We start from the raw sequence: 18484 nt of genomic DNA on the forward strand, positions 1-18484 counted from the left end.
GCGGGCCGGGAAGCTCCCGGCCCGCCCTCCTCGGCGCGCTCGCGGGCTCAGCCCGGGACGGTGGCCTTCACCGCGCCGGTGAGGGCGGCGGCCGGGTCGAAGGGGTTGGCCGAGGCACCGGCCGGGACGGTCACCTCGACGTAGGCGGCGCGCATGGTCGTCACGAAGCGGTAGCCGCCGTCGGTGAGCTTCTGCGACCACCAGGTGACGTCGTCCACGGTCGGCGACCAGTCCTTGGCGTGCTCGCCGTCCAGTTCCTCCGGACGGTCGATGCCGCAACGCAGCACCGTGCGGGGCGAGCTGGCCCACGCGGCCACGTACGGCGAGGCGGGCGACGGGTCCTTGCGGGCGTGGCCGAGCAGCTCCTGCGGCAGGGCCGCGGCCAGCGCGCGGCAGTACTCGGCCGCCTTGCCGCCCGGCCGGGGGGCCGCCACCGATTCGTCGGCGGAGCCCCAACTGCCGAGCAGCACGACGACCGTGCAGGTCAGGGCGAGCGGCAGGGCCAGCCAGCGGACGGGCGCCGGCAGTGCCGTCAGCGCCCGTGGGATTCGGAGTTCTCTGGCCACCCGCCGATGGTAGCCGGGTCTTACAGGTGCACCACCGGACAGGTGAGGGTGCGGGTGATGCCCTCGACCTGCTGGACCTTGGCCACCACCAGGCGGCCCAGGTCGTCCACGGTGTCGGCCTCGGCCCGGACGATGACGTCGTACGGGCCGGTGACGTCCTCGGCCTGGAGGACGCCGGGAATCTCGGAGATCGACTGGGCCACGGCGGTGGCCTTGCCGACCTCGGTCTGGATCAGGATGTATGCCTGTACCACGGGGACCTCCGGCGGCCGGTTACGGGGATCGCCGCCGTGATCGCCCGGACGGTCGTCGGGGTGGGAACGGGCTCACCGGCAGTCTGATCACCACGCTACCGCGCGGTGGGCCGGGGAGGGGAGACCCCGACACCCCGGAAGGGCGTACGCTGCGCGCGGGGGCGCGACGGGGACGAGTTCAGATGGACATGCGAGAGGACGGCAGATGCAGGGGACCGTGGGCGAGCTCGGCGAGTTCGGTCTCATCAGGGAGCTGACCGCCCGGGTGTCGCTCACCGACGCGGTGGACCTCGGCCCCGGTGACGACGCCGCGGTGGTGAAGGCCCCGGACGGCCGGGTGGTGGCCACCACGGACGTCCTGATCGAGAACCGGCACTTCCGCCGGGACTGGTCCACCGCCTACGACGTGGGCCGCAAGGCCGCCGCCCAGAACCTCGCCGACGTGGCCGCCATGGGAGCGGTGCCCACCGCGATACTGCTCGGCCTGGTCGCCCCCGCCGACCTGCCCACCACCTGGGCCACCGAGCTGATGGACGGGCTGCGCGACGAGTGCCAGGTGGCCGGGGCGACGGTGGTCGGCGGCGACGTGGTGCGCGGCGACACCGTCACGCTGGCCATCACGGCGCTCGGGGACCTCCAGGGGCGCGCGCCGGTGACGCGCGCCGGCGCGCAGGTCGGCGACGTGGTCGCGGTGACCGGCTGGCTCGGCTGGTCGGCCGCCGGACTCACCGTGCTGCAACGCGGCTTCCGCTCCCCGCGCGCCTTCGTCGAGGCGCACCGCCGGCCCGAGCCGCCGTACCACGCGGGCCCGGGCGGCGCCGAGTTGGGCGCGACCTCGATGATCGACGTGAGCGACGGACTGGTCGCCGACCTCGGCCACGTGGCCCGGGCCAGCGCGGTGGACATCGACCTGAAGGCCGCCGACTTCGACGTCCCGGCGCAGATGGCCGACATCGGACAGGCGGTCGGGGTGGACCCGCTGGTCTGGGTGCTGTCCGGCGGCGAGGACCACGCGATCGTGGCGACCTTCCCGCGCGGGGTCCAACTCCCGGCCCGCTGGCGGGTGGTGGGCGAGGTGACCGGCCGCCCCCGGGGCAGCCGCAGCGGCCGGGTGACGGTGGACGGCGCGCCCTGGGACCGGGTCGGCGGCTGGGACCACTTCGCCGAGTGACGGGCGGCCGCGCCGATTGTCGTACGGCACACGGCGGGTGACCCCCGGACACCGGCGCGCGGCGGGCGGCGCGTGACCCCCGGACTCGCGGCGCACGGGCTTCGCGGGTCCGTTTTGCGTAGGCTGGCGACAACCGAGCCCGCCCGCCGTCTGGTGTGGGTGGTCTGAACCACTGCGAGCGGGAGCGCACCCAGTCATGCGTATCGGTGTACTGACCAGCGGCGGCGACTGCCCCGGCCTCAACGCGGTGATCCGCTCCGTCGTGCACCGGGGCACGGACGTGCACGGCGACGAGATCGTCGGCATCCTGGACGGCTTCCTCGGCCTGATCGAAGGCCGCACCCGGCCGGTCTCGCACGACGACGTCACCGGCCTGCTCACCCTCGGCGGCACCGTCCTGGGCTCCGCCCGGGTGCAGCGCGAGCGGATCTCCTGGGCGGTGGAGAACGCGAGGACGCTGGCCCGGGACATCGGCATCGACGCGCTCATCGCGATCGGCGGCGAGGGCACGCTGACCGCCGCCAGGCTGTTCAGCGACGCCGGACTGCCGGTCGTCGGGGTGCCCAAGACCATCGACAACGACATCAACGCCACCGACGCCACCTTCGGCTTCGACACCGCGGTGCACGTCGCGACCGAGGCGATCGACCGGCTCAAGACCACCGCGGAATCCCACCAGCGCGTCATGGTGGTCGAGTTGATGGGACGTCACACCGGCTGGATCACCCTCACCGCGGGCATGGCCGGCGGCGCGCACGGCATCCTCATCCCGGAGAAGCCCTTCGACATCGAGGCGGTGGCCCGGATGGTCGACGACCGCTTCGACCGCGGCAAGAAGTTCGCCATCATCGCCGTCGCGGAGGGCGCCGCCCCGCTGCCCGGCACCATGCGCTTCGACCACGGCGAGGTCGACCAGTACGGCCACCGGACCTTCGGCGGGATCGGCAACCGGCTCGCCCACGAACTGGAGAACCTGCTCGGCAAGGAGGCCCGCCCGGTCATCCTCGGGCACACCCAGCGCGGCGGCACCCCGACCGCCCGGGACCGCGTGCTCGCCACCCGCTTCGGCTGGCACGCCGTCGAGGCCGTCCACCAGGGCGCGTTCGGCCACTTCACCGCGCTGCGCCGGACCGGGATCGAGCTGGTGCCGATCGCCGACGCGGTGACCAGGCTGAAGACGGTGCCGGAGGACCGCTGGGTGGAGTCCGAGGCCGTGCTCTGAGGCCGTGCTCTGGTCGCGCGCAGGTAGGGTGCCGCGCTCCGAACGCGCGCAGGTAGGTTGACCTCATGGCCCACCCGTCTCCCACCCCCGCCCCTGGCCGACGCGCTGCGCGCGGCCCCGCCACCGCCCCTCCCCGCGTGCTCACCGTCGCCGGCTCCGACTCCGGCGGTGGCGCCGGCATCCAGGCCGACCTCAAGGCGATGCTCGCTCTCGGCGTCCACGGCATGAGCGTGATCACCGCCGTCACCGCGCAGAACTCGCTCGGCGTCCAGGGCTACTGGGAGCTGCCCGCCGAGGCCGTCCGGGCGCAGTTCCGCAGCGTGGTCGACGACATCGGGGTGCAGGCCGTGAAGACCGGCATGCTCGCCTCGATCGAACTGGTCGAGACCGTCTCCGAACTGCTGGCCGGGGTGGACGCCCCGGTGGTCGTCGACCCGGTCGGCGTCTCCAAGCACGGGGACGCCCTGCTGGCCGCCGAGGCCGTCGCCACCGTCCGCGAGCGGCTGCTGCCGGTCGCCACCCTGGCCACCCCCAACCTGCACGAAGTGACCCAGCTCACCGGCCGGACGGTCGAGGGCGAGGGGCAGATGCTGGACGCCGCCAAGGCGTTGCTCGACCTCGGGCCGCGCTGGGCGCTGGTCAAGGGCGGCCACCTGGAGGGTGAGGCCGCGGACCTGCTCTACGGCGGGCCCGGCGAGGTGCACTGGTACCGGGCGCCGCGCTACGACAACCGGCACACCCACGGCACCGGTTGCACCCTGGCCAGCGCGATCGCGGCCGGGCTGGCCAAGGGCGAGTCGCTGCCGGAGGCGGTCGGCTCGGCCAAGGCCTACATCACCGGCGCGATCGCCGGCGGCTTCGCGCTCGGTGCCGGGATCGGCCCGGTCGACCACGCCTGGCGCTGGCGCTGACCCGGCCGGGGGGCGGGCCCCCGGGCCCGCCCACCACCACGGATGTGGCGGGGAACACGGGTGCGGCGGGAAGCCGGCGGGAAATCAGCGGCCGGAAAGCGCGGCGGAAAAACAGTGAAGCCGGTTCATCCGAGGATGAACCGGCTTCACTGGAGGACCGGCATGCCGGTCTGCGCGTCAGCGCGAGACCTTACCGGCCTTGATGCACGAGGTGCAGACGTTGAGCCGCTTCGGCGTCCGCCCAATCACAGCGCGCACCGTCTGAATGTTGGGGTTCCAACGACGGGGGGTACGGCGGTGCGAGTGGGAGATGCTGTTGCCGAAGCCCGGCCCCTTGCCGCAGACGTCGCAGTTGGCAGCCACAGGAGTCACTCCAAGACTTCAGATCATTTACGTTCGACAACCCCGCTGGACCAGCGGAGCACTCGCGTGAACCTGACCGGACCGAGGGGTGAGCCTGGATTGTTCCAGGCAACCGGAAGAGCATACAACGCCTGTTCCGGTTCAACGAAACTACCATGTCCGGCAGGGTGATCGCTCCGGTCGCCGGTCCGGGCGACCCTCCCCGGCCCCCGATAACCTGCCGGTATCACCCCTCGCCGCGGCCTTGGCCGTGCTGCTGCCCCGCAGGCCGTCGCGGCGTCCCACCCGGAGGAGACCTGGTGCTGCACACGCTCGACGCCCCGGCCGTGCGCACCTGGTGCCAGCTCGCCCTGCGTGCGCTCGGCCAGGCCCGCGAGGAGATCGACGCGCTCAACGTCTATCCCGTCCCGGACGGTGACACCGGCACCAACCTCTACCTGACCGTCGAGTCCGCCGCCGCCGAGGTGGAGAGCCGCTTCGCCGACCCCGCCGCCGACCCGGCCCCCGGCCTGGCCGACACCGCACGGGCGATGGCCCGCGGCGCGCTGGTCGGCGCCCGCGGCAACTCCGGGGTGATCCTCGCCCAATGGCTGCGCGGCACCGCCGAGACGCTCGCCGAGGGCGGCGGCGCCGACCAGCTGCGGGCCGCCCTGCAACGGGCCGCCGACTCCGCCTACCAGGCCGTCGCGGAGCCCGTCGAGGGCACCCTGCTGACCGTCGCCCGGGTCGCCGCCCGGGAGGCCGTCCGGGCCGGGGACGGGCTCGCGCAGGTCGCCGACACCGCCTACCGGGCCGCCCGGGACGCGCTGCGGCACACCCCCGAACAGCTCGCCGTGCTGGCCGAGAACGGGGTCGTGGACGCCGGCGGACGCGGCCTGGTCGCCGTGCTCGGCGCGCTCGCCGACGCCGTCGCCGGGCAGCAGCCGATGGGCCCGGTCGCGCTGCGCGGGGACGTCCGGGAGGTCGACAGCTGCGCGGTGCACCTGAGGCCGCCGGGCCCCGGCCACCCCGCGTTCGAGGTGATCTACCTGCTCGACGCGCCCGACGAGGCCCTGCCCGCGCTGCGCGAGCGGCTCGGCGCGCTCGGTGACTCCCTGGTGGTCGGCGGCGGCGACGGCCTGTGGAACGTGCACGTCCACGTGGACGACGCGGGCGCCGCCGTCGAGGCCGGGGTCGAGGCCGGGCGGCCGCACCAGATCCGGATCACGCACTTCGCCGAGGCCGCCGCCCGGGCCGGCAGCGCCGCCGAGCGCGGCGAACGCCGGGACCGGGCCCGCGCGGTGCTCTGCGTGGTGTCCGGCGGGGGACTGGCCGAGTTGTGCGAGCAGGCCGGCGCCGTCGCCCTGCACGCCGACCCGGACCGCCCGCCGGCCAGTGCCGAACTCGCCGCCGCCGTGCGCCGCTCGGCCGCCCGCGAGGTCGTCCTGCTGCTCAACGACCCCGAACTGCGCGCCGCCGCCGGGGCCGCCGCCGACCAGCTGCGCGAGGAGGGCGTGCGGATCGCCGTGCTGCCGACCCGCTCGCCGGTGCAGGGCCTGGCGGCGCTCGCGGTGCACGAGGGCGGGCGCCGCTTCGACGAGGACGTGGTCGCCATGACCTCCGCGGCCGGCGCCACCCGGTACGCCGAACTCGCCGTGGCCGAGGGGGAGTCCTGGACGATGGCCGGGGTCTGCCAGGCCGGGGACGTGCTCGGCCTGATCGACGGCGACGTCGCGGTGATCGGCACCGGGCTGGCCGAGGTCGGGGCGAGCGTGCTGGACCGGATGCTCGGCGCGGGCGGCGAACTCGTCACCCTGGTCCTCGGCGAGGGCGCCGACGAGGCGCTCGCCGACCGCCTGGTGGCACACGCCCGGCACCGGCGGCCCGAGGTCGACGCGGTGGTCTTCCACGGCGGCCAGGAGTCCGCGCCGCTGCTCATCGGGGTGGAGTAGGGCACGCCGCGGAGCCCGGAATGTCGGCCCCGTGGTGTAAACAGGGGCCTGATGGGCGCTCTCGATGAACCACTGACCAAACTCGTCGGCGACCGCACCGCGAAGGTGCTCGCCGACAGCCTCAAGCTGCGCACGGTCGGGGACCTGCTGCACCACTATCCGCGCCGCTACGTCGAACGCGGCCAGCTCACCAGCCTGGACGAGCTGGAGATCGACGAGCACGTCACCGTGCTGGCCCGGATCGAGAAGGTCACCCTGATCCCGTTCCGCGGCCGCAAGGGCGACCGGCTGGAGGTCGTCGTCACCGACGGCCGCAGCCGGCTCTCGCTGGTCTTCTTCAACCAGGGCTGGCGGCAGAAGGAGCTCAAGTCCGGCGCCCAGGGCCTGTTCGCGGGCAAGGTCGGCGTCTTCAACCGCAGCCGCCAGCTGGTCTCGCCGGACTACCAGCTGCTCGACGAGGAGGCCGGGTCGGACGCCGCCCGGCAGTTCGCCGGCCGGCTGATCCCGGTCTACGGCGCCAGCGCGCAGATGCCCAGCTGGAAGCTGTCGATCTGCGTCGAGACGGCCCTCACCAAGCACCTGGGCGACGTCGGCGAGCCACTGCCCGCCGAACTGCGCGAGCGGCACGGGCTGATCCCGCTGCCCGAGGCGCTGGAGCTGATCCACCGCCCGCGCGGCCAGGCCGACCGCGAGCTCGCCCAGAGCCGGCTGCGCTGGGACGAGGCCTTCGTCCTCCAGGTCGCCCTGGCCCAGCGCCGGGCCGCCGAGTCCGCGCTGCCCGCCGTCCCGCGCAGGGCCCGCGCGGGCGGCCTGCTGGACGCCTTCGACGCCCGGCTGCCGTTCACCCTCACCGAGGGCCAGCAGAAGGTGTCCGCCGAGATCGCCGCCGATCTCGCGAGCGAGCACCCGATGCACCGGCTGCTCCAGGGCGAGGTCGGCTCCGGCAAGACCCTGGTCGCGCTGCGCGCCATGCTCGCCGTGGTCGACGCGGGCGGCCAGGCCGTGCTGCTCGCGCCCACCGAGGTGCTGGCCCAGCAGCACCACCGCTCGATCGTCGAGATGATGGGAGACCTGGCGGAGGGCGGCATGCTCGGCGGCTCCGACCTCGGCACCCGGGTGGTGCTGCTGACCGGCTCCATGGGCGTCCCGGCCCGCCGCCAGGCGCTGCTCGACATGGCCTGCGGAGACGCGGGCATCGCCATCGGCACCCACGCGCTGATCGAGGACAAGGTCCAGTTCCAGGACCTCGGCCTGGTCGTGGTCGACGAGCAGCACCGCTTCGGCGTCGAACAGCGGGACGCCCTACGCGCCAAGGGCGAACAGCCGCCGCACCTGCTGGTGATGACCGCCACCCCGATCCCGCGCACCGTCGCGATGACCGTCTTCGGGGACTTGGAGACCTCCGTCCTCGACCAGCTGCCGGCCGGCCGCTCGCCGATCTCCACCCACGTCGTCCCCGCGCTGGAGAAGCCCAACTTCCTCGCCCGGGCCTGGGAGCGCGTGCGCGAGGAGGTCGCCAAGGGCCACCAGGCGTACGTGGTCTGCCCCCGGATCGGGGACGAGGAGCCCGCCGCCGAGCCGAAGAAGAAGCGGAAGGCGGCCGAGGAGGACCTGGAGGACGTCGCCGACGCCGGTGCCGGGAGCGACGAACGGCGGCCCCCGCTCTCGGTGGTGGAGACCGCCGGGAAGCTGGTCGGGGGGCCGTTGCAGGGCCTGCGGGTGGAGATCCTGCACGGCCGGCTGGCCCCGGAGGCCAAGGACGAGGTGATGCGCCGCTTCACGGCCGGCGAGGTGGACGTGCTGGTCGCCACCACCGTCATCGAGGTCGGCGTCAACGTCCCCAACTCCACCGCGATGGTCATCATGGACGCCGACCGCTTCGGTGTCTCCCAGCTCCACCAGCTGCGCGGCCGGGTCGGCCGCGGCAGCGCCGCGGGCCTGTGCCTGCTGGTCAGCGACATGCCCGCGGGCAGCGCCGCCCGGGCCCGGCTGGACGCGGTGGCCGGCACCCTGGACGGCTTCGAGCTGTCCCGGATCGACCTCGAACAGCGCCGCGAGGGCGACGTGCTGGGCCAGGCGCAGTCCGGGGTGAAGTCCTCGCTCAAGGTGCTCTCGGTGCTGGAGGACGAGGAGGTCATCCTCACCGCCAGGACGGAGGCCACCCGGCTGGTCGCCGAGGACCGCGAGCTGACCGCCCACCCGGAGCTGCGCACCGCGCTGGAGAGCCTGCTCGACGAGGACCGCGCGGCCTACATGGAGAAGGGCTGAGCGGCCGCCGCCGGCCCCGGAATTGTCAGACCCCCGCGAGAGAATGAAGGTGTTCAGGGCGCACCCCCAAGGTGCGTACCTGGCACGACATTTGGGGGTCCTGCCATGGCATTCCGTCATCTCAACGAGCTCCCGCTGGGCGACAAGGTCTTCCGGATCGAACTCGCCAGCGACGACGACCGCGAGGTCACCCTCACCCTGACCGGCTGGCGCGAGGGGGCGGCCGCCCAGCCGCTCGCCTCGGGCAAGCTCCGCCTGCCGGTCGAGGACGTCGCCTCGCTGCGGATCGCGCTCAACCGCGCGCTGCGGGCGCTGGCGATCGTCGCCGACGTCTCCGAGCCCATCCCCGACCGTGACGTGCTGCGCGAGCTGTACCCCGGCCACGGCGCCCCCTGGGTCCCGCAGCACGAGGAGGAGCTGGTCCGGCGCTTCCACGACGGCGAGACCGTCGCCCGGATCGCCGCCCGCTTCGGCCGCACCCCCGACTCCGTCCGCACCAAGCTGCGCGAGCTCGGGCACGACCCGCGTCGCCCCGAGTTCTGCCCGCCCGACGGCTGCCTGTCCTGGTCCCGCTACGCCTCGCCGGCGCTGCTCGGCGCGGCCGTCCCGACCCCGCCGGCGGGCTCCGAGGCGAGCTGAGACGCGCCCCGGGGCCGGCTGAGGCGGGCTCCGGGGCGGGCTGAGCCGTGACCCGGGGGCCCCACCGATCCGTCGGTGGGGCCTCGACCCGTATAGCGTGGTCGGGCAGCGACGAAAGGACCTTCCCCCACCATGACCCGCGTGATCGCCGGGCTGGCCGGCGGCCGCCGGCTGGCCGTACCGCCAGGCCGGGGCACCCGCCCGACCTCCGACAAGGCCCGTGAGGCGATGTTCTCCACCCTGGAGGCGCTGCGCGGCACCCTGCACGGGACTCGGATGCTCGACCTGTTCGGTGGATCGGGCGCGGTCGGCCTGGAGGCGCTGTCGCGCGGCGCCGAGCACGTCCTGCTGGTCGAGGCGGACGGCCAGGCGGCCCGGGTGATCCGGGAGAACGTCCGCACGATCGGCCTGCCGGGCGTGGAGGTGAAGGCCGCCAGGGCCGAGCAGGTGATCGCGGGCCCGCCCCCGCAGGCCCCTTACGACCTGGTCTTCCTCGACCCGCCGTACGCCGTGACGGACGACGAGCTGCGCGAGATGCTGATCACACTCCTGGCCGGGGGCTGGCTCGCGGAGGACGCACTCGTCACCGTGGAGCGCAGCACCCGTGGCGGCGAGTTCGGCTGGCCCGAGGGCTTCGAGGTGCTGCGCTCGCGCCGCTACGGCGAGGGCACGCTCTGGTACGGTCGCGCCGCCGCCGAGACCAGCCAGCACGAGTAGCGGGCCGAGGCCCGCAGCAGCCGTCACCCCACGAGGGAGCACCCACGCCATGCGCCGCGCCGTCTGTCCCGGTTCGTTCGACCCGATCACCAACGGTCATCTCGACATCATCGGGCGGGCCTCGAAGCTGTACGACGTCGTGCACGTCACGGTCCTGATCAACCGCAACAAGCAGGGCATGTTCAGCGTCGAGGAGCGGATGGGCCTGATCGAGGAGGTCACCGCGGACTTCGGCAACGTGGTGGTCGAGTCGTACCACGGCCTGCTGGTGGACTTCTGCCGGGAGCGCGGGATCCCCGCGATCATCAAGGGCCTGCGCGCGGTCAGCGACTTCGACTACGAGTTGCAGATGGCCCAGATGAACCACGGCCTGTCCGGGGTGGAGACGCTGTTCGTGCCGACCTCCCCGACGTACAGCTTCCTCTCCTCGACGCTGGTCAAGGAGGTCGCCTCGTACGGCGGGGACGTCTCCCACCTGCTGCCGGAGACGGTGCACCGGCGGCTGGTCGAGCGGATCGCGGAGCGCAGGGCCCAGCAGTAGGCGGGAGCGTCGGCATCGCGGGGCGGGCGTCCGTTTCTGCTGGTTCGTCATGACTTGTCCGATGCCCGGTCGACCGGTTCGGCTCGGGCGTTGTGACCACGCCGCGCGGTGGCCGTACAGTCTGTATTCCTGCCCCTGCGGTGAGGTTCACCGCGTCGGGCCTGCCTCCGCCGGACCGTCGGCGGCACACGGAAAGACGAAGCCCCGTGGACGTGCAGAACAAGGTCGACGAGATCGTCGCGGCGGTCGAGAACGCCCGCTCGATGCCGATGTCGGCCTCCTGCGTGGTGAACCGGGCCGAACTGATCGGCCTGCTCAACGCCCTCAAGGCGGAGCTGCCCGCCGAACTCGCCCAGGCCCAGTCGATGATGGCCGACCACGAGCAGGTGGTGGCCGGGGCCCAGGCCGAGGCCGACCGGATCATCCAGGGTGCGCACGCCGAGCGCGGCTCGCTGATCTCGGACACCGAGGTGGTCCGCCGGGCCCAGGCCGAGGCCGACCGGATCCTCGCCGAGGCCCGTGGCGAGACCGAGGCCAAGCGTGCCGAGGCCGACGACTACGTGGACAGCAAGCTCGCCAACTTCGAGGTCGTGCTGACCAAGACGCTCGGCGCCGTCGGCCGCGGCCGGACCAAGCTGCGCGGTGACTCCAGCGTCTTCGAGACCGAGTTCGACGGCGAGACGGACGGCGAGGAGTTCCAGCCGCAGCGGATCACCCCCAGCCCCGAGGTCGACGAGTACGTCGATGTGAAGCTCGCCACGCTGGAGAACGTCCTCAGCGCCACCCTGGAGGCCGTCGGCAAGGGCCGCGACAAGCTGCTCGGCAAGCGGCCGATCGACGAGCTGGGCGCCTACCTGGCCGCCGCCGACGAGGCGCAGCAGGCCAAGGAGCGCGCCGAGGCGGTGGCCGCCGGCTTCGCCACCGACGCCGAAGCCAACGGCGACGACATCGCCTGGTACCGCGAGGACGTCCCGCAGCAGCAGACCTGGCCGGAGCAGACTCCGGCCGCGGCGGGCTGGCAGGCCCCCGGCGTCGACCAGTACGCGGCCGCCCAGCAGCAGGGCGGGCAGCAGCAGGGGCAGTACGCCGAGGTGTACGCCGGCGGCTACGACCCGGCCGGCCAGGGCGACCCGTACGGTGCCCAGTGGGGGCACCAGCAGCAGGGCGCCGCGGACGGCTACCCACAGCAGCAGCACCCGGACTACGCGGCCCAGCAGCAGCACGGGGACTACGGCTATCCGCAACAGCAGCAGCCGGGTTACGGCGCGCAGCAGTACGACGCCTACACCTACCCGCAGCAGCCCGCCGCCCCGCCGGCGGTGCCGCAACAGCAGCAGCCGGGTCTGGACGAGACCAGCTTCTTCGACACCAGCATGATCGACATGACCCGGCTCCGGGAGCTGGGCGGTCGCTGAGCCGGCCCCGCGCGGGCCCGGCGGAAGCTCCTGACGGGAGCGAAGTTGGGCCTGGCGGGAGACTCCGGTAGGCTGACCACTCCGGCCTTTTCGTGTCGGACTGTCGGCTTGCCCGCGCACCGTTGGTGCGGTGGCACCGCGATCGAAGATTCCCCATGGAAGTCAGGACACCTTGAACCGCCTCGACCACCGCGACCCCCTCGTGTTCGACACGCACGAGCTGGGACGTCGCCCGGGCTCGCTGCGCAAGGTGTCCCGCACTCTGGAGGCCCCCGCGGGCCTGGGGATCATCGACGTGATCGGCGTCCCCGAGAAGAGCGAGCTCCGGCTGGAGCTCCGCCTGGAGTCCGTGGTCGAGGGCGTGCTGGTCACCGGCACCGCCGAGGCCCAGGTCGAGGGCGAGTGCGCCCGGTGCCTGGAGCCCGTCGAGGACGACCTCGACGTCGACTTCCAGGAGCTGTACTACTACCCGGAGTCCGACGAGCGTCACCGCGCCCGGACCGCCGGGGCCGAGGACCTCGACGAGGACTCGGAAGAAGATACTTACCGCCTGGAGGGCGACTTCTTCGACCTCCAGCCGGTGCTGCGTGACGCGGTGGTGCTCGCACTGCCGCTGCAGCCGGTGTGCCAGGAAGACTGCCTGGGTCTGTGCTCCGAGTGCGGAGCGCGCCTGAGCGACGACCCGACGCACCACCACGACGCCGCCGACCCCCGGTGGGCGGCTCTGCAGGGACTCTCCGCCGCCCCCGGCGACGAGGGTGACGGGATCAAGAACAGCGACACCCGTGAGGGTCTCGCCGAGAACCAGGAGAAGTAGCCGTGGCTGTTCCGAAGCGGAAGATGTCGCGCAGCAACACGCGCCACCGTCGGTCCAACTGGAAGGCCGTTGTTCCGGCCCTCGTGGCGTGCGACCGCTGCCACGAGCCGAAGCTGGGTCACATCGCGTGCCCGAGCTGCGGCACGTACAACCGTCGCCAGGTCCTCTCGGTCTGATCGGCGGGGTGCACGGATCGATGTCGGACGGTAACTCCACCCGCAAGGCGTCCTCCGCCCCGAAGGGTTCCTCTTCGGGCGGTGGCAAGGCCGGTGGGCCGGCTTCGACCGAATACGACGTCCTGGAAGGGCGCCTCGGGTACACGCTCGAGCGCGCCCTTCTGGTGCGCGCCCTGACCCACCGATCGTACGCGTACGAGAACGGGGGTCTGCCCACCAACGAGCGCCTGGAGTTCCTCGGCGACTCGGTGCTGGGCCTCGTGGTGACCGACACCCTCTACCGCGTCCACCCGGATGTGCCGGAGGGCACGCTCGCCAAGCTGCGCGCCGCGGTGGTGAACTCCCGCGCGCTCGCGGACGTCGGCCGGGGCTTGGAACTCGGCACGTTCATCCGGCTCGGCAAGGGCGAGGAGGGCACCGGCGGCCGCGACAAGTCGTCGATCCTCGCCGACACGGTCGAGGCCGTGATCGGGGCCGTCTACCTGGACCAGGGTCTGGACGCGGCCACCGAGTTCGTCCACCGGCTGTTCGACCCGCTGATCGAGGAGTCCTCCCAGCTGGGCGCCGGCCTGGACTGGAAGACCAGCCTCCAGGAGCTCACCGCCTCGGTGGGCATCGGGGTGCCCGAGTACGTGGTCATGGAATCCGGTCCGGACCACGAGAAGACCTTCACCGCGGCGGCCCGGGTGGCCGGCGAGGACTTCGGCAGCGGCGTCGGCCGCTCGAAGAAGGAGGCCGAGCAGAAGGCCGCCGAGAGCGCCTGGCGGGCGATCAAGGAGAAGTACGCCGACCGGCTGCCCGCCGGGGCGTGAGGGAGCAGTAGCCTTCCTCCTGCTGATCCCTTCCGCAGGAGGCCTGTTCCCGTGCCCGAACTTCCCGAGGTCGAGGTCGTCCGCCGCGGTCTGGCGAACTGGGTCGCCGGGCGGACCGTCGCCGACGTCCAGGTGCTGCACCCGCGCGCGGTGCGCCGCCAGCCCGCCGGCGCCGCCGACTTCGCCGCCCGGCTGACCGGCACCACCCTCGGCACCGCGCAGCGGCGCGGCAAGTACCTGTGGGTGCCGCTGGCGGGGTCCGGCACGGGCTTCTCGCTGATCGGCCACCTCGGCATGAGCGGCCAACTCCTCGTCCAGGACCCGTCCGTACCCGACGAGACGCACCTGCGGGTGCGGCTGCGGTTCACCGACGGCGGGCGCGAACTGCGTTTCGTCGACCAGCGGACCTTCGGCGGCCTCGCGGTCGAGGAGGCCGAGGACGGCGACCCGGAGGGCACGCCGCTCTCCATCGCGCACATCGCCCGCGACCCGCTCGACCCGCGCTTCGACGACACCGCCTTCGCGGCCGCGCTGCGGGCCAAGCGCACCACCGTGAAGCGGGCGCTGCTCGACCAGACGCTGATCAGCGGGGTCGGCAACATCTACGCCGACGAGGCGCTCTGGCGCTCCCGGCTGCACTACGACCGCCCGACCGCGACGCTCACCCGCCCGCAGGCCGCCGAACTGCTGGCGAACGCCTGCGAGGTGATGACGGCGGCGCTCGCCGTCGGCGGCACCAGCTTCGACAGCCTGTACGTCAACGTGAACGGCGAGAGCGGCTACTTCTCCCGCGACCTCGACGCGTACGGCCGCGAGCACGAGCCCTGCCGCCGCTGCGGCACCCCGATCCGGCGGGCCGCCTGGATGAACCGCTCCAGCTACTTCTGCCCCCGCTGCCAGCGGGTGCCGCGGGCCCGCAGCGGGGGCTGACAGCGAGGGCTGGAAGCGGGGGCAGGGGAGCTCAGTGCTTGGCGAGTTCCGGCTGGTCGGCGGCCGCCTCGCCGGGGGAGCCGTGGGTGTCCTGGCCGAAGTAGGCGACCCCGACCGCGGACACCACCGCGAGCAGGAAGCCGACCACGCCGAGCCAGCCCAGGCCGGACTTGGAGGAGTCGCCGAGCCAGAGCACGCCGATCGCGCCGGGCAGCACCGTCTCGCCGACCACCAGCGCCGCCGTCGCGCCGTTCACCGAGCCGATCTGCAGCGCCACGGTGTGCACGTACATGCCGCCGAGGCCGCCGACCAGGATCGCATACAGCGCCGGGTCGGAGAGCAGCTTGGCGACGTCGAACGGGTCGATGCCGTTCAGGATGCGCACGCCGACGCCCAGCGCGCCGAAGCCCAGGCCGGAGAGCAGGCCGGCGACGATCGCGCCCTTGGAGCCCATCCGCCGCACCAGCAGGCCGCCGCCGACCAGCAGCACGGTGGTGACCAGCAGCAGGCCCCAGTGGAAGGACATCGACGCGTGGTGACCGCCCTCCGGGCCGGCCGAGACGGCCAGCAGCACCAGCGCCGAGCAGAGCACGCCGATCGAGGCCCACTCCAGCTGCTTGAGCCGGATGCCGAGCAGCTTGATGCTCAGCACCGCGGTGATCACCAGGTTGGCACTGATGATGGTCTGCGAGAGGAACAGCGGCAGCAGCCGCGCGGCCAGCGCGCCCAGCCCGAAGCCGATCAGGTCGAGCACCGTGCCGACGATGAACTCCCAGGTGACGGCAGCCTTCGCGGTGGAGGACAGGCTCGGCCCGCCGTGCTCGGTGGTGGCGCCGGCGGCGCCCTTGGCGGCCTCCTCGCGCGCGGAACGACGGGATCCGACGGCCTGGAGGACTGAGCCGGTGCCGTAGCAGGCGGATGCCGCCACGGCGGTGACGAGGCCGATGATCACCGGGTGCTCCGATCGGGAGATGGGTCAAGAACAGGTAATGGGACCAGTGGTCCGGGACCACTATGCCCGTCCGCGCGGTACGGTCGGCGCACCGCCCGGAACACCCTGGGCCCGCCGGGACGTACGTCCGGGCGCCGGTCGCAGTTCCCGCGCACCACCCGCGTCAGGGGTGAGTGGGGGAAACATCATCCCCGAGGAGGGGTGCGGCCCCGGCGGTCGGCGGGGAATCTTGTCACTACCAGTATGCGAAGGGTATGCCGTGCCTCGACGCCCGTCGGGGTAGCGTCGAGGGCATGAGAACCCTTGCACGACGTTCCCGGGGCGCCGGGCCGCTTGCCCTGGTGGCGGCGCTGCTGGGGCTGCTGCTCCTGCTCGCACCGACGGCCTCGGCCGCGGGCGGGCTGGACGACGCGGCCTCCACCCTGAAGCAGGGTCGGGTCTACGTCGACCCGGCGATGACCAGCCGATTCAGCCAGAGCCAGGCCGACGCCCTGACCGAGAAGATCAAGAAGGCCGACAAGCCGATCTTCGTCGCGGTCGTCCCGGCCAGCGCCCCCTACGGCGAGCGGACCGTCTTCAACGACCTGCGCACCAAGGTCGGCATCGACGGGGCCTACGCGATCTGGCGCGGTGACCAGTTCGCGGCCAAGGCAGACCGCGGCGCGATGTCGCAGGGCAGTGCCGAGCGGATCGCCGGCGCCGCCTTCCGCTCCCACAACGGCGACATCGACGCCACCCTGAACGAGTTCGTCGACAGCGCCGCCCCGCAGGCCAAGGGCACCGGGGTGAACCACAGCACCTCGATCGCCTGGGTGGTCATCCCGGTCGTGCTGCTCGCGCTGGCCGGTGCCGGCGTCTTCCTCCTCTTCCGCCGCGCCAAGACGCGCAAGGAGGAGCAGGCCCGGGCCGAGCTGGAGCAGCTGCGCCGGGTGGTCGACGAGGACATCACCGCCTTCGGCGAGGAACTGGACCGGCTCGACTTCAACCCGGCCGCGACCGGCGCCGACGACACCCAGCGCACCGACTACACCCACGCCCTGGACTCGTACGAGAAGGCCAAGCGGCTGATGGACGAGGCCAAGCGGCCGGACGACGTCAAGCCGGTCACCGAGGCGCTGGAGGACGGCCGGTTCGCGCTGGCCACCCTGGCCGCCCGGCGGGAGAAGCGCCCGGTGCCCGAGCGCCGTCCCCCGTGCTTCTTCGACCCGCGCCACGGCCCGTCGGTCAAGGACGTCGACTGGGCCCCGGCCGACGGCGCCGCCCGCACCGTCCCGGTCTGCCGGTCCGACGCGGACCGGCTGGCCTCCGGCCTCGACCCGGCCATCCGCACCGTCGAGACCGAGCACGGCCCGCAGCCGTACTGGAACGCCGGCCCGGCCTACGCCCCCTGGGCGGGCGGCTACTTCGGCGGATTCGGCGGCGGCCTGCTGCCGGGCCTGCTGGTCGGCACCATGCTCGGCTCGATGATCAGCAGCCCGGCCTACGCCGCGGCGCCGATGATGGACCAGGGCTACCAGGACCAGCACGAGGGCGGCGACTTCACCGGCGCCGACTTCAACTCCTCCGACTTCAGCGGCGGCTTCGGCGACGGCGGCGGATTCGGTGGCGGGGACTTCGGTGGTGGCGGGGACTTCGGCGGCGGCGACTGGTGACCCGCTGAGCCCCACCGCGACACCCCTGCGGCCCCGCCGGACTTCCTCCGGCGGGGCCGCTCCGCGTGGTCGACGGCCCCGTGGACCTGTGACCGTCCGTCGCGTTGGTTAGGCTCGGGGCATGCACGGTCGCGACGCCCACAGTGAGGAACCGGTCCGGGTGACCGCCTGGGTCCGGGGGAAGGTCCAGCAGGTCGGGTTCCGCTGGTGGACCAGGGCACGGGCGCTGGAGACCGGCCTGACCGGCTACGCGAGCAACCTCGGGGACGGCCGGGTGCAGGTGGTCGCCGAGGGCCTGGCCGCCGACTGCGAACTGCTGCTGGACCTGCTGCGCGGCCCGGACACCCCGGGCGAGGTCAGCGGCGTCACCGAGATCTGGACGGCCGTGGGCCCCGGCTACGAGGGCTTCGAGATCCGCTGAGCCCGGCAACACCCGCGCGGGCCGGAACTGATCCGCAACTGCCGGTGTCATGCGGTTGCCATTCGGGCAGACTCGTGGTTGACTCCGCATCGAACGATGATCCACGAGCAGCTGGTGGACCCGGCCCGAGGCCCCCAGGCGTGACGACACCGCCAGGCAGGTGACAGGGTCGCGGTAGCGTGCGGTGATCGTGTTGACCCTTTCCGTCTTTGGTGAGACGCTGGAAACCCGCGCACACGACCGCGTTTTCCCGGCAGGCGCCTGCCCTCGTGAGCCCAGCTCACGATGGTTGTGCCGTAAGTGCCCAGCCAGCACTACCGGTGACGCGCCGCGCGTGCGTCCCCCTTCCCCCTAGACCTGTACCGTTCCGGTTCGGTCACTCAGCGTGGAGGACCATTCATCATGGCAAAGGCGCTTCTCGGGTACGTCGGCGGCCCCGACCCGCGAATGCTCTCCGAGATGCGACGGCTTCAGCAGCGCGTCCAGGACCTTGAATCCGAGCTCCTTCGGATGCAGGCCGAGAACGACGCGCTCGCCGCTGTCGCTGACGGGCACTCGCTGCTCAACAGCATCGATCTGGATCAGCGGGAGCCGGCTCTCACCTGAGTCCCGCCCGGTCCTCGCAGATCGACGCCGCTGTGCACTGAGCCGCTCCGAAAGGGACGCAGCTTGCAAGGGACGCCCGGTTGTGGCGTCCCTTCGTCGTGTCCGGGCCCGGGGCTCGCG

At 73.0% G+C, this 18484-nt stretch carries 20 protein-coding genes; 16 read left to right on the plus strand and 4 right to left on the minus strand.

The annotated features are described in order from the left end of the window. Positions 1 to 47: 47 nt before the first annotated feature. Positions 48 to 566, minus strand: a complete 519-nt coding sequence (locus ACIOGZ_RS34620; RefSeq protein WP_400988862.1) for a DUF3515 domain-containing protein — start codon at positions 564 to 566, stop codon at positions 48 to 50. Between the two features lie 20 nt (positions 567 to 586). After that, positions 587 to 820 (minus strand): Lrp/AsnC ligand binding domain-containing protein, encoded by a 234-nt coding sequence (locus ACIOGZ_RS34625; protein WP_363375953.1) that lies wholly within the window; start codon positions 818 to 820, stop codon positions 587 to 589. A 205-nt stretch (positions 821 to 1025) separates the two neighbouring features. Between ACIOGZ_RS34625 and ACIOGZ_RS34630 the strand changes: the two genes are divergently transcribed. From ACIOGZ_RS34630 to thiD, 3 genes are all read left to right on the plus strand, one after another. After that, positions 1026 to 1991: a thiamine-phosphate kinase gene (locus ACIOGZ_RS34630; RefSeq protein ID WP_400988864.1), complete on the plus strand. Its 966-nt coding sequence runs from the start codon at positions 1026 to 1028 to the stop codon at positions 1989 to 1991. A 196-nt stretch (positions 1992 to 2187) separates the two neighbouring features. Then, positions 2188 to 3213: an ATP-dependent 6-phosphofructokinase gene (locus tag ACIOGZ_RS34635; RefSeq protein ID WP_363585719.1), complete on the plus strand. Its 1026-nt coding sequence runs from the start codon at positions 2188 to 2190 to the stop codon at positions 3211 to 3213. Positions 3214 to 3278: 65 nt separating this feature from the next. Continuing rightward, positions 3279 to 4124: a bifunctional hydroxymethylpyrimidine kinase/phosphomethylpyrimidine kinase gene (thiD, locus tag ACIOGZ_RS34640; protein ID WP_400988865.1), complete on the plus strand. Its 846-nt coding sequence runs from the start codon at positions 3279 to 3281 to the stop codon at positions 4122 to 4124. Between the two features lie 177 nt (positions 4125 to 4301). On the opposite strand, the gene rpmB is transcribed toward thiD, so the two are convergent. After that, the gene (rpmB, locus tag ACIOGZ_RS34645; RefSeq protein ID WP_014138233.1) at positions 4302 to 4487 is read right to left on the minus strand and encodes a 50S ribosomal protein L28; all 186 of its coding nucleotides are present in this window, start codon (positions 4485 to 4487) and stop codon (positions 4302 to 4304) included. Positions 4488 to 4786: 299 nt separating this feature from the next. Between rpmB and ACIOGZ_RS34650 the strand changes: the two genes are divergently transcribed. The 10 genes from ACIOGZ_RS34650 to mutM all read left to right on the plus strand — a co-directional run bounded on the left by ACIOGZ_RS34650 (position 4787) and on the right by mutM (position 14733). Then, positions 4787 to 6418, plus strand: a complete 1632-nt coding sequence (locus tag ACIOGZ_RS34650) for a DAK2 domain-containing protein (protein ID WP_363624916.1) — start codon at positions 4787 to 4789, stop codon at positions 6416 to 6418. Positions 6419 to 6469: 51 nt separating this feature from the next. Further along, positions 6470 to 8686 (plus strand): ATP-dependent DNA helicase RecG, encoded by a 2217-nt coding sequence (gene recG / locus ACIOGZ_RS34655; protein ID WP_363585722.1) that lies wholly within the window; start codon positions 6470 to 6472, stop codon positions 8684 to 8686. 105 nt (positions 8687 to 8791) lie between these two features. After that, the gene (locus ACIOGZ_RS34660; RefSeq protein ID WP_363585723.1) at positions 8792 to 9325 is read left to right on the plus strand and encodes a hypothetical protein; all 534 of its coding nucleotides are present in this window, start codon (positions 8792 to 8794) and stop codon (positions 9323 to 9325) included. A 132-nt stretch (positions 9326 to 9457) separates the two neighbouring features. Further along, positions 9458 to 10042 (plus strand): 16S rRNA (guanine(966)-N(2))-methyltransferase RsmD, encoded by a 585-nt coding sequence (rsmD, locus tag ACIOGZ_RS34665; RefSeq protein ID WP_400988867.1) that lies wholly within the window; start codon positions 9458 to 9460, stop codon positions 10040 to 10042. A 49-nt stretch (positions 10043 to 10091) separates the two neighbouring features. Further along, positions 10092 to 10583, plus strand: a complete 492-nt coding sequence (coaD, locus tag ACIOGZ_RS34670) for a pantetheine-phosphate adenylyltransferase (RefSeq protein WP_363585725.1) — start codon at positions 10092 to 10094, stop codon at positions 10581 to 10583. Positions 10584 to 10789: 206 nt separating this feature from the next. After that, entirely contained in the window at positions 10790 to 11998 is a 1209-nt protein-coding gene (locus tag ACIOGZ_RS34675; protein WP_400988869.1) for a cell division initiation protein, read from the plus strand. 172 nt (positions 11999 to 12170) lie between these two features. Next, entirely contained in the window at positions 12171 to 12815 is a 645-nt protein-coding gene (locus ACIOGZ_RS34680; RefSeq protein WP_063347695.1) for a DUF177 domain-containing protein, read from the plus strand. A gap of 2 nt (positions 12816 to 12817) precedes the next feature. Beyond that, positions 12818 to 12991 carry a 50S ribosomal protein L32 gene (gene rpmF / locus ACIOGZ_RS34685; RefSeq protein WP_030056747.1) on the plus strand — a complete coding sequence of 58 codons (174 nt, stop codon included), beginning with the start codon at positions 12818 to 12820 and terminating at the stop codon, positions 12989 to 12991. A gap of 20 nt (positions 12992 to 13011) precedes the next feature. Continuing rightward, positions 13012 to 13803 carry a ribonuclease III gene (rnc, locus tag ACIOGZ_RS34690; RefSeq protein ID WP_350882931.1) on the plus strand — a complete coding sequence of 264 codons (792 nt, stop codon included), beginning with the start codon at positions 13012 to 13014 and terminating at the stop codon, positions 13801 to 13803. Positions 13804 to 13854: 51 nt separating this feature from the next. Next, the gene (gene mutM / locus ACIOGZ_RS34695; RefSeq protein ID WP_400988871.1) at positions 13855 to 14733 is read left to right on the plus strand and encodes a bifunctional DNA-formamidopyrimidine glycosylase/DNA-(apurinic or apyrimidinic site) lyase; all 879 of its coding nucleotides are present in this window, start codon (positions 13855 to 13857) and stop codon (positions 14731 to 14733) included. A 31-nt stretch (positions 14734 to 14764) separates the two neighbouring features. On the opposite strand, the gene ACIOGZ_RS34700 is transcribed toward mutM, so the two are convergent. Then, positions 14765 to 15685 (minus strand): hypothetical protein, encoded by a 921-nt coding sequence (locus ACIOGZ_RS34700; RefSeq protein WP_363585728.1) that lies wholly within the window; start codon positions 15683 to 15685, stop codon positions 14765 to 14767. 293 nt (positions 15686 to 15978) lie between these two features. Here ACIOGZ_RS34700 and ACIOGZ_RS34705 point away from each other — a divergent pair, with 293 nt between their 5' ends. The 3 genes from ACIOGZ_RS34705 to ACIOGZ_RS34715 all read left to right on the plus strand — a co-directional run bounded on the left by ACIOGZ_RS34705 (position 15979) and on the right by ACIOGZ_RS34715 (position 18364). Next, complete coding sequence (locus tag ACIOGZ_RS34705) at positions 15979 to 17337, plus strand: hypothetical protein (protein WP_400806224.1); 1359 nt, start codon at positions 15979 to 15981, stop codon at positions 17335 to 17337. A 121-nt stretch (positions 17338 to 17458) separates the two neighbouring features. Further along, the gene (locus ACIOGZ_RS34710; protein ID WP_350882923.1) at positions 17459 to 17758 is read left to right on the plus strand and encodes an acylphosphatase; all 300 of its coding nucleotides are present in this window, start codon (positions 17459 to 17461) and stop codon (positions 17756 to 17758) included. 402 nt (positions 17759 to 18160) lie between these two features. Continuing rightward, positions 18161 to 18364, plus strand: coding sequence for a hypothetical protein (locus ACIOGZ_RS34715; protein ID WP_063347689.1), 204 nt, complete (start codon positions 18161 to 18163; stop codon positions 18362 to 18364). The last annotated feature ends 120 nt before the right edge of the window (positions 18365 to 18484 follow it).

This window comes from Kitasatospora sp. NPDC088160, from assembly GCF_044741445.1.
GTDB lineage: Bacteria > Actinomycetota > Actinomycetes > Streptomycetales > Streptomycetaceae > Kitasatospora.

Coding starts and splice junctions, on each gene's coding strand:
- ACIOGZ_RS34630 (WP_400988864.1), top strand. CDS start 1,026: ATGCAGGGGACCGTGGGCGAGCTCGGCGAGTTCGGTCTCATCAGGGAG.
- ACIOGZ_RS34635 (WP_363585719.1), top strand. CDS start 2,188: ATGCGTATCGGTGTACTGACCAGCGGCGGCGACTGCCCCGGCCTCAAC.
- thiD (WP_400988865.1), top strand. CDS start 3,279: ATGGCCCACCCGTCTCCCACCCCCGCCCCTGGCCGACGCGCTGCGCGC.
- recG (WP_363585722.1), top strand. CDS start 6,470: ATGGGCGCTCTCGATGAACCACTGACCAAACTCGTCGGCGACCGCACC.
- ACIOGZ_RS34660 (WP_363585723.1), top strand. CDS start 8,792: ATGGCATTCCGTCATCTCAACGAGCTCCCGCTGGGCGACAAGGTCTTC.
- rsmD (WP_400988867.1), top strand. CDS start 9,458: ATGACCCGCGTGATCGCCGGGCTGGCCGGCGGCCGCCGGCTGGCCGTA.
- coaD (WP_363585725.1), top strand. CDS start 10,092: ATGCGCCGCGCCGTCTGTCCCGGTTCGTTCGACCCGATCACCAACGGT.
- rnc (WP_350882931.1), top strand. CDS start 13,012: ATGTCGGACGGTAACTCCACCCGCAAGGCGTCCTCCGCCCCGAAGGGT.
- ACIOGZ_RS34705 (WP_400806224.1), top strand. CDS start 15,979: ATGAGAACCCTTGCACGACGTTCCCGGGGCGCCGGGCCGCTTGCCCTG.
- ACIOGZ_RS34710 (WP_350882923.1), top strand. CDS start 17,459: ATGCACGGTCGCGACGCCCACAGTGAGGAACCGGTCCGGGTGACCGCC.
- ACIOGZ_RS34715 (WP_063347689.1), top strand. CDS start 18,161: ATGGCAAAGGCGCTTCTCGGGTACGTCGGCGGCCCCGACCCGCGAATG.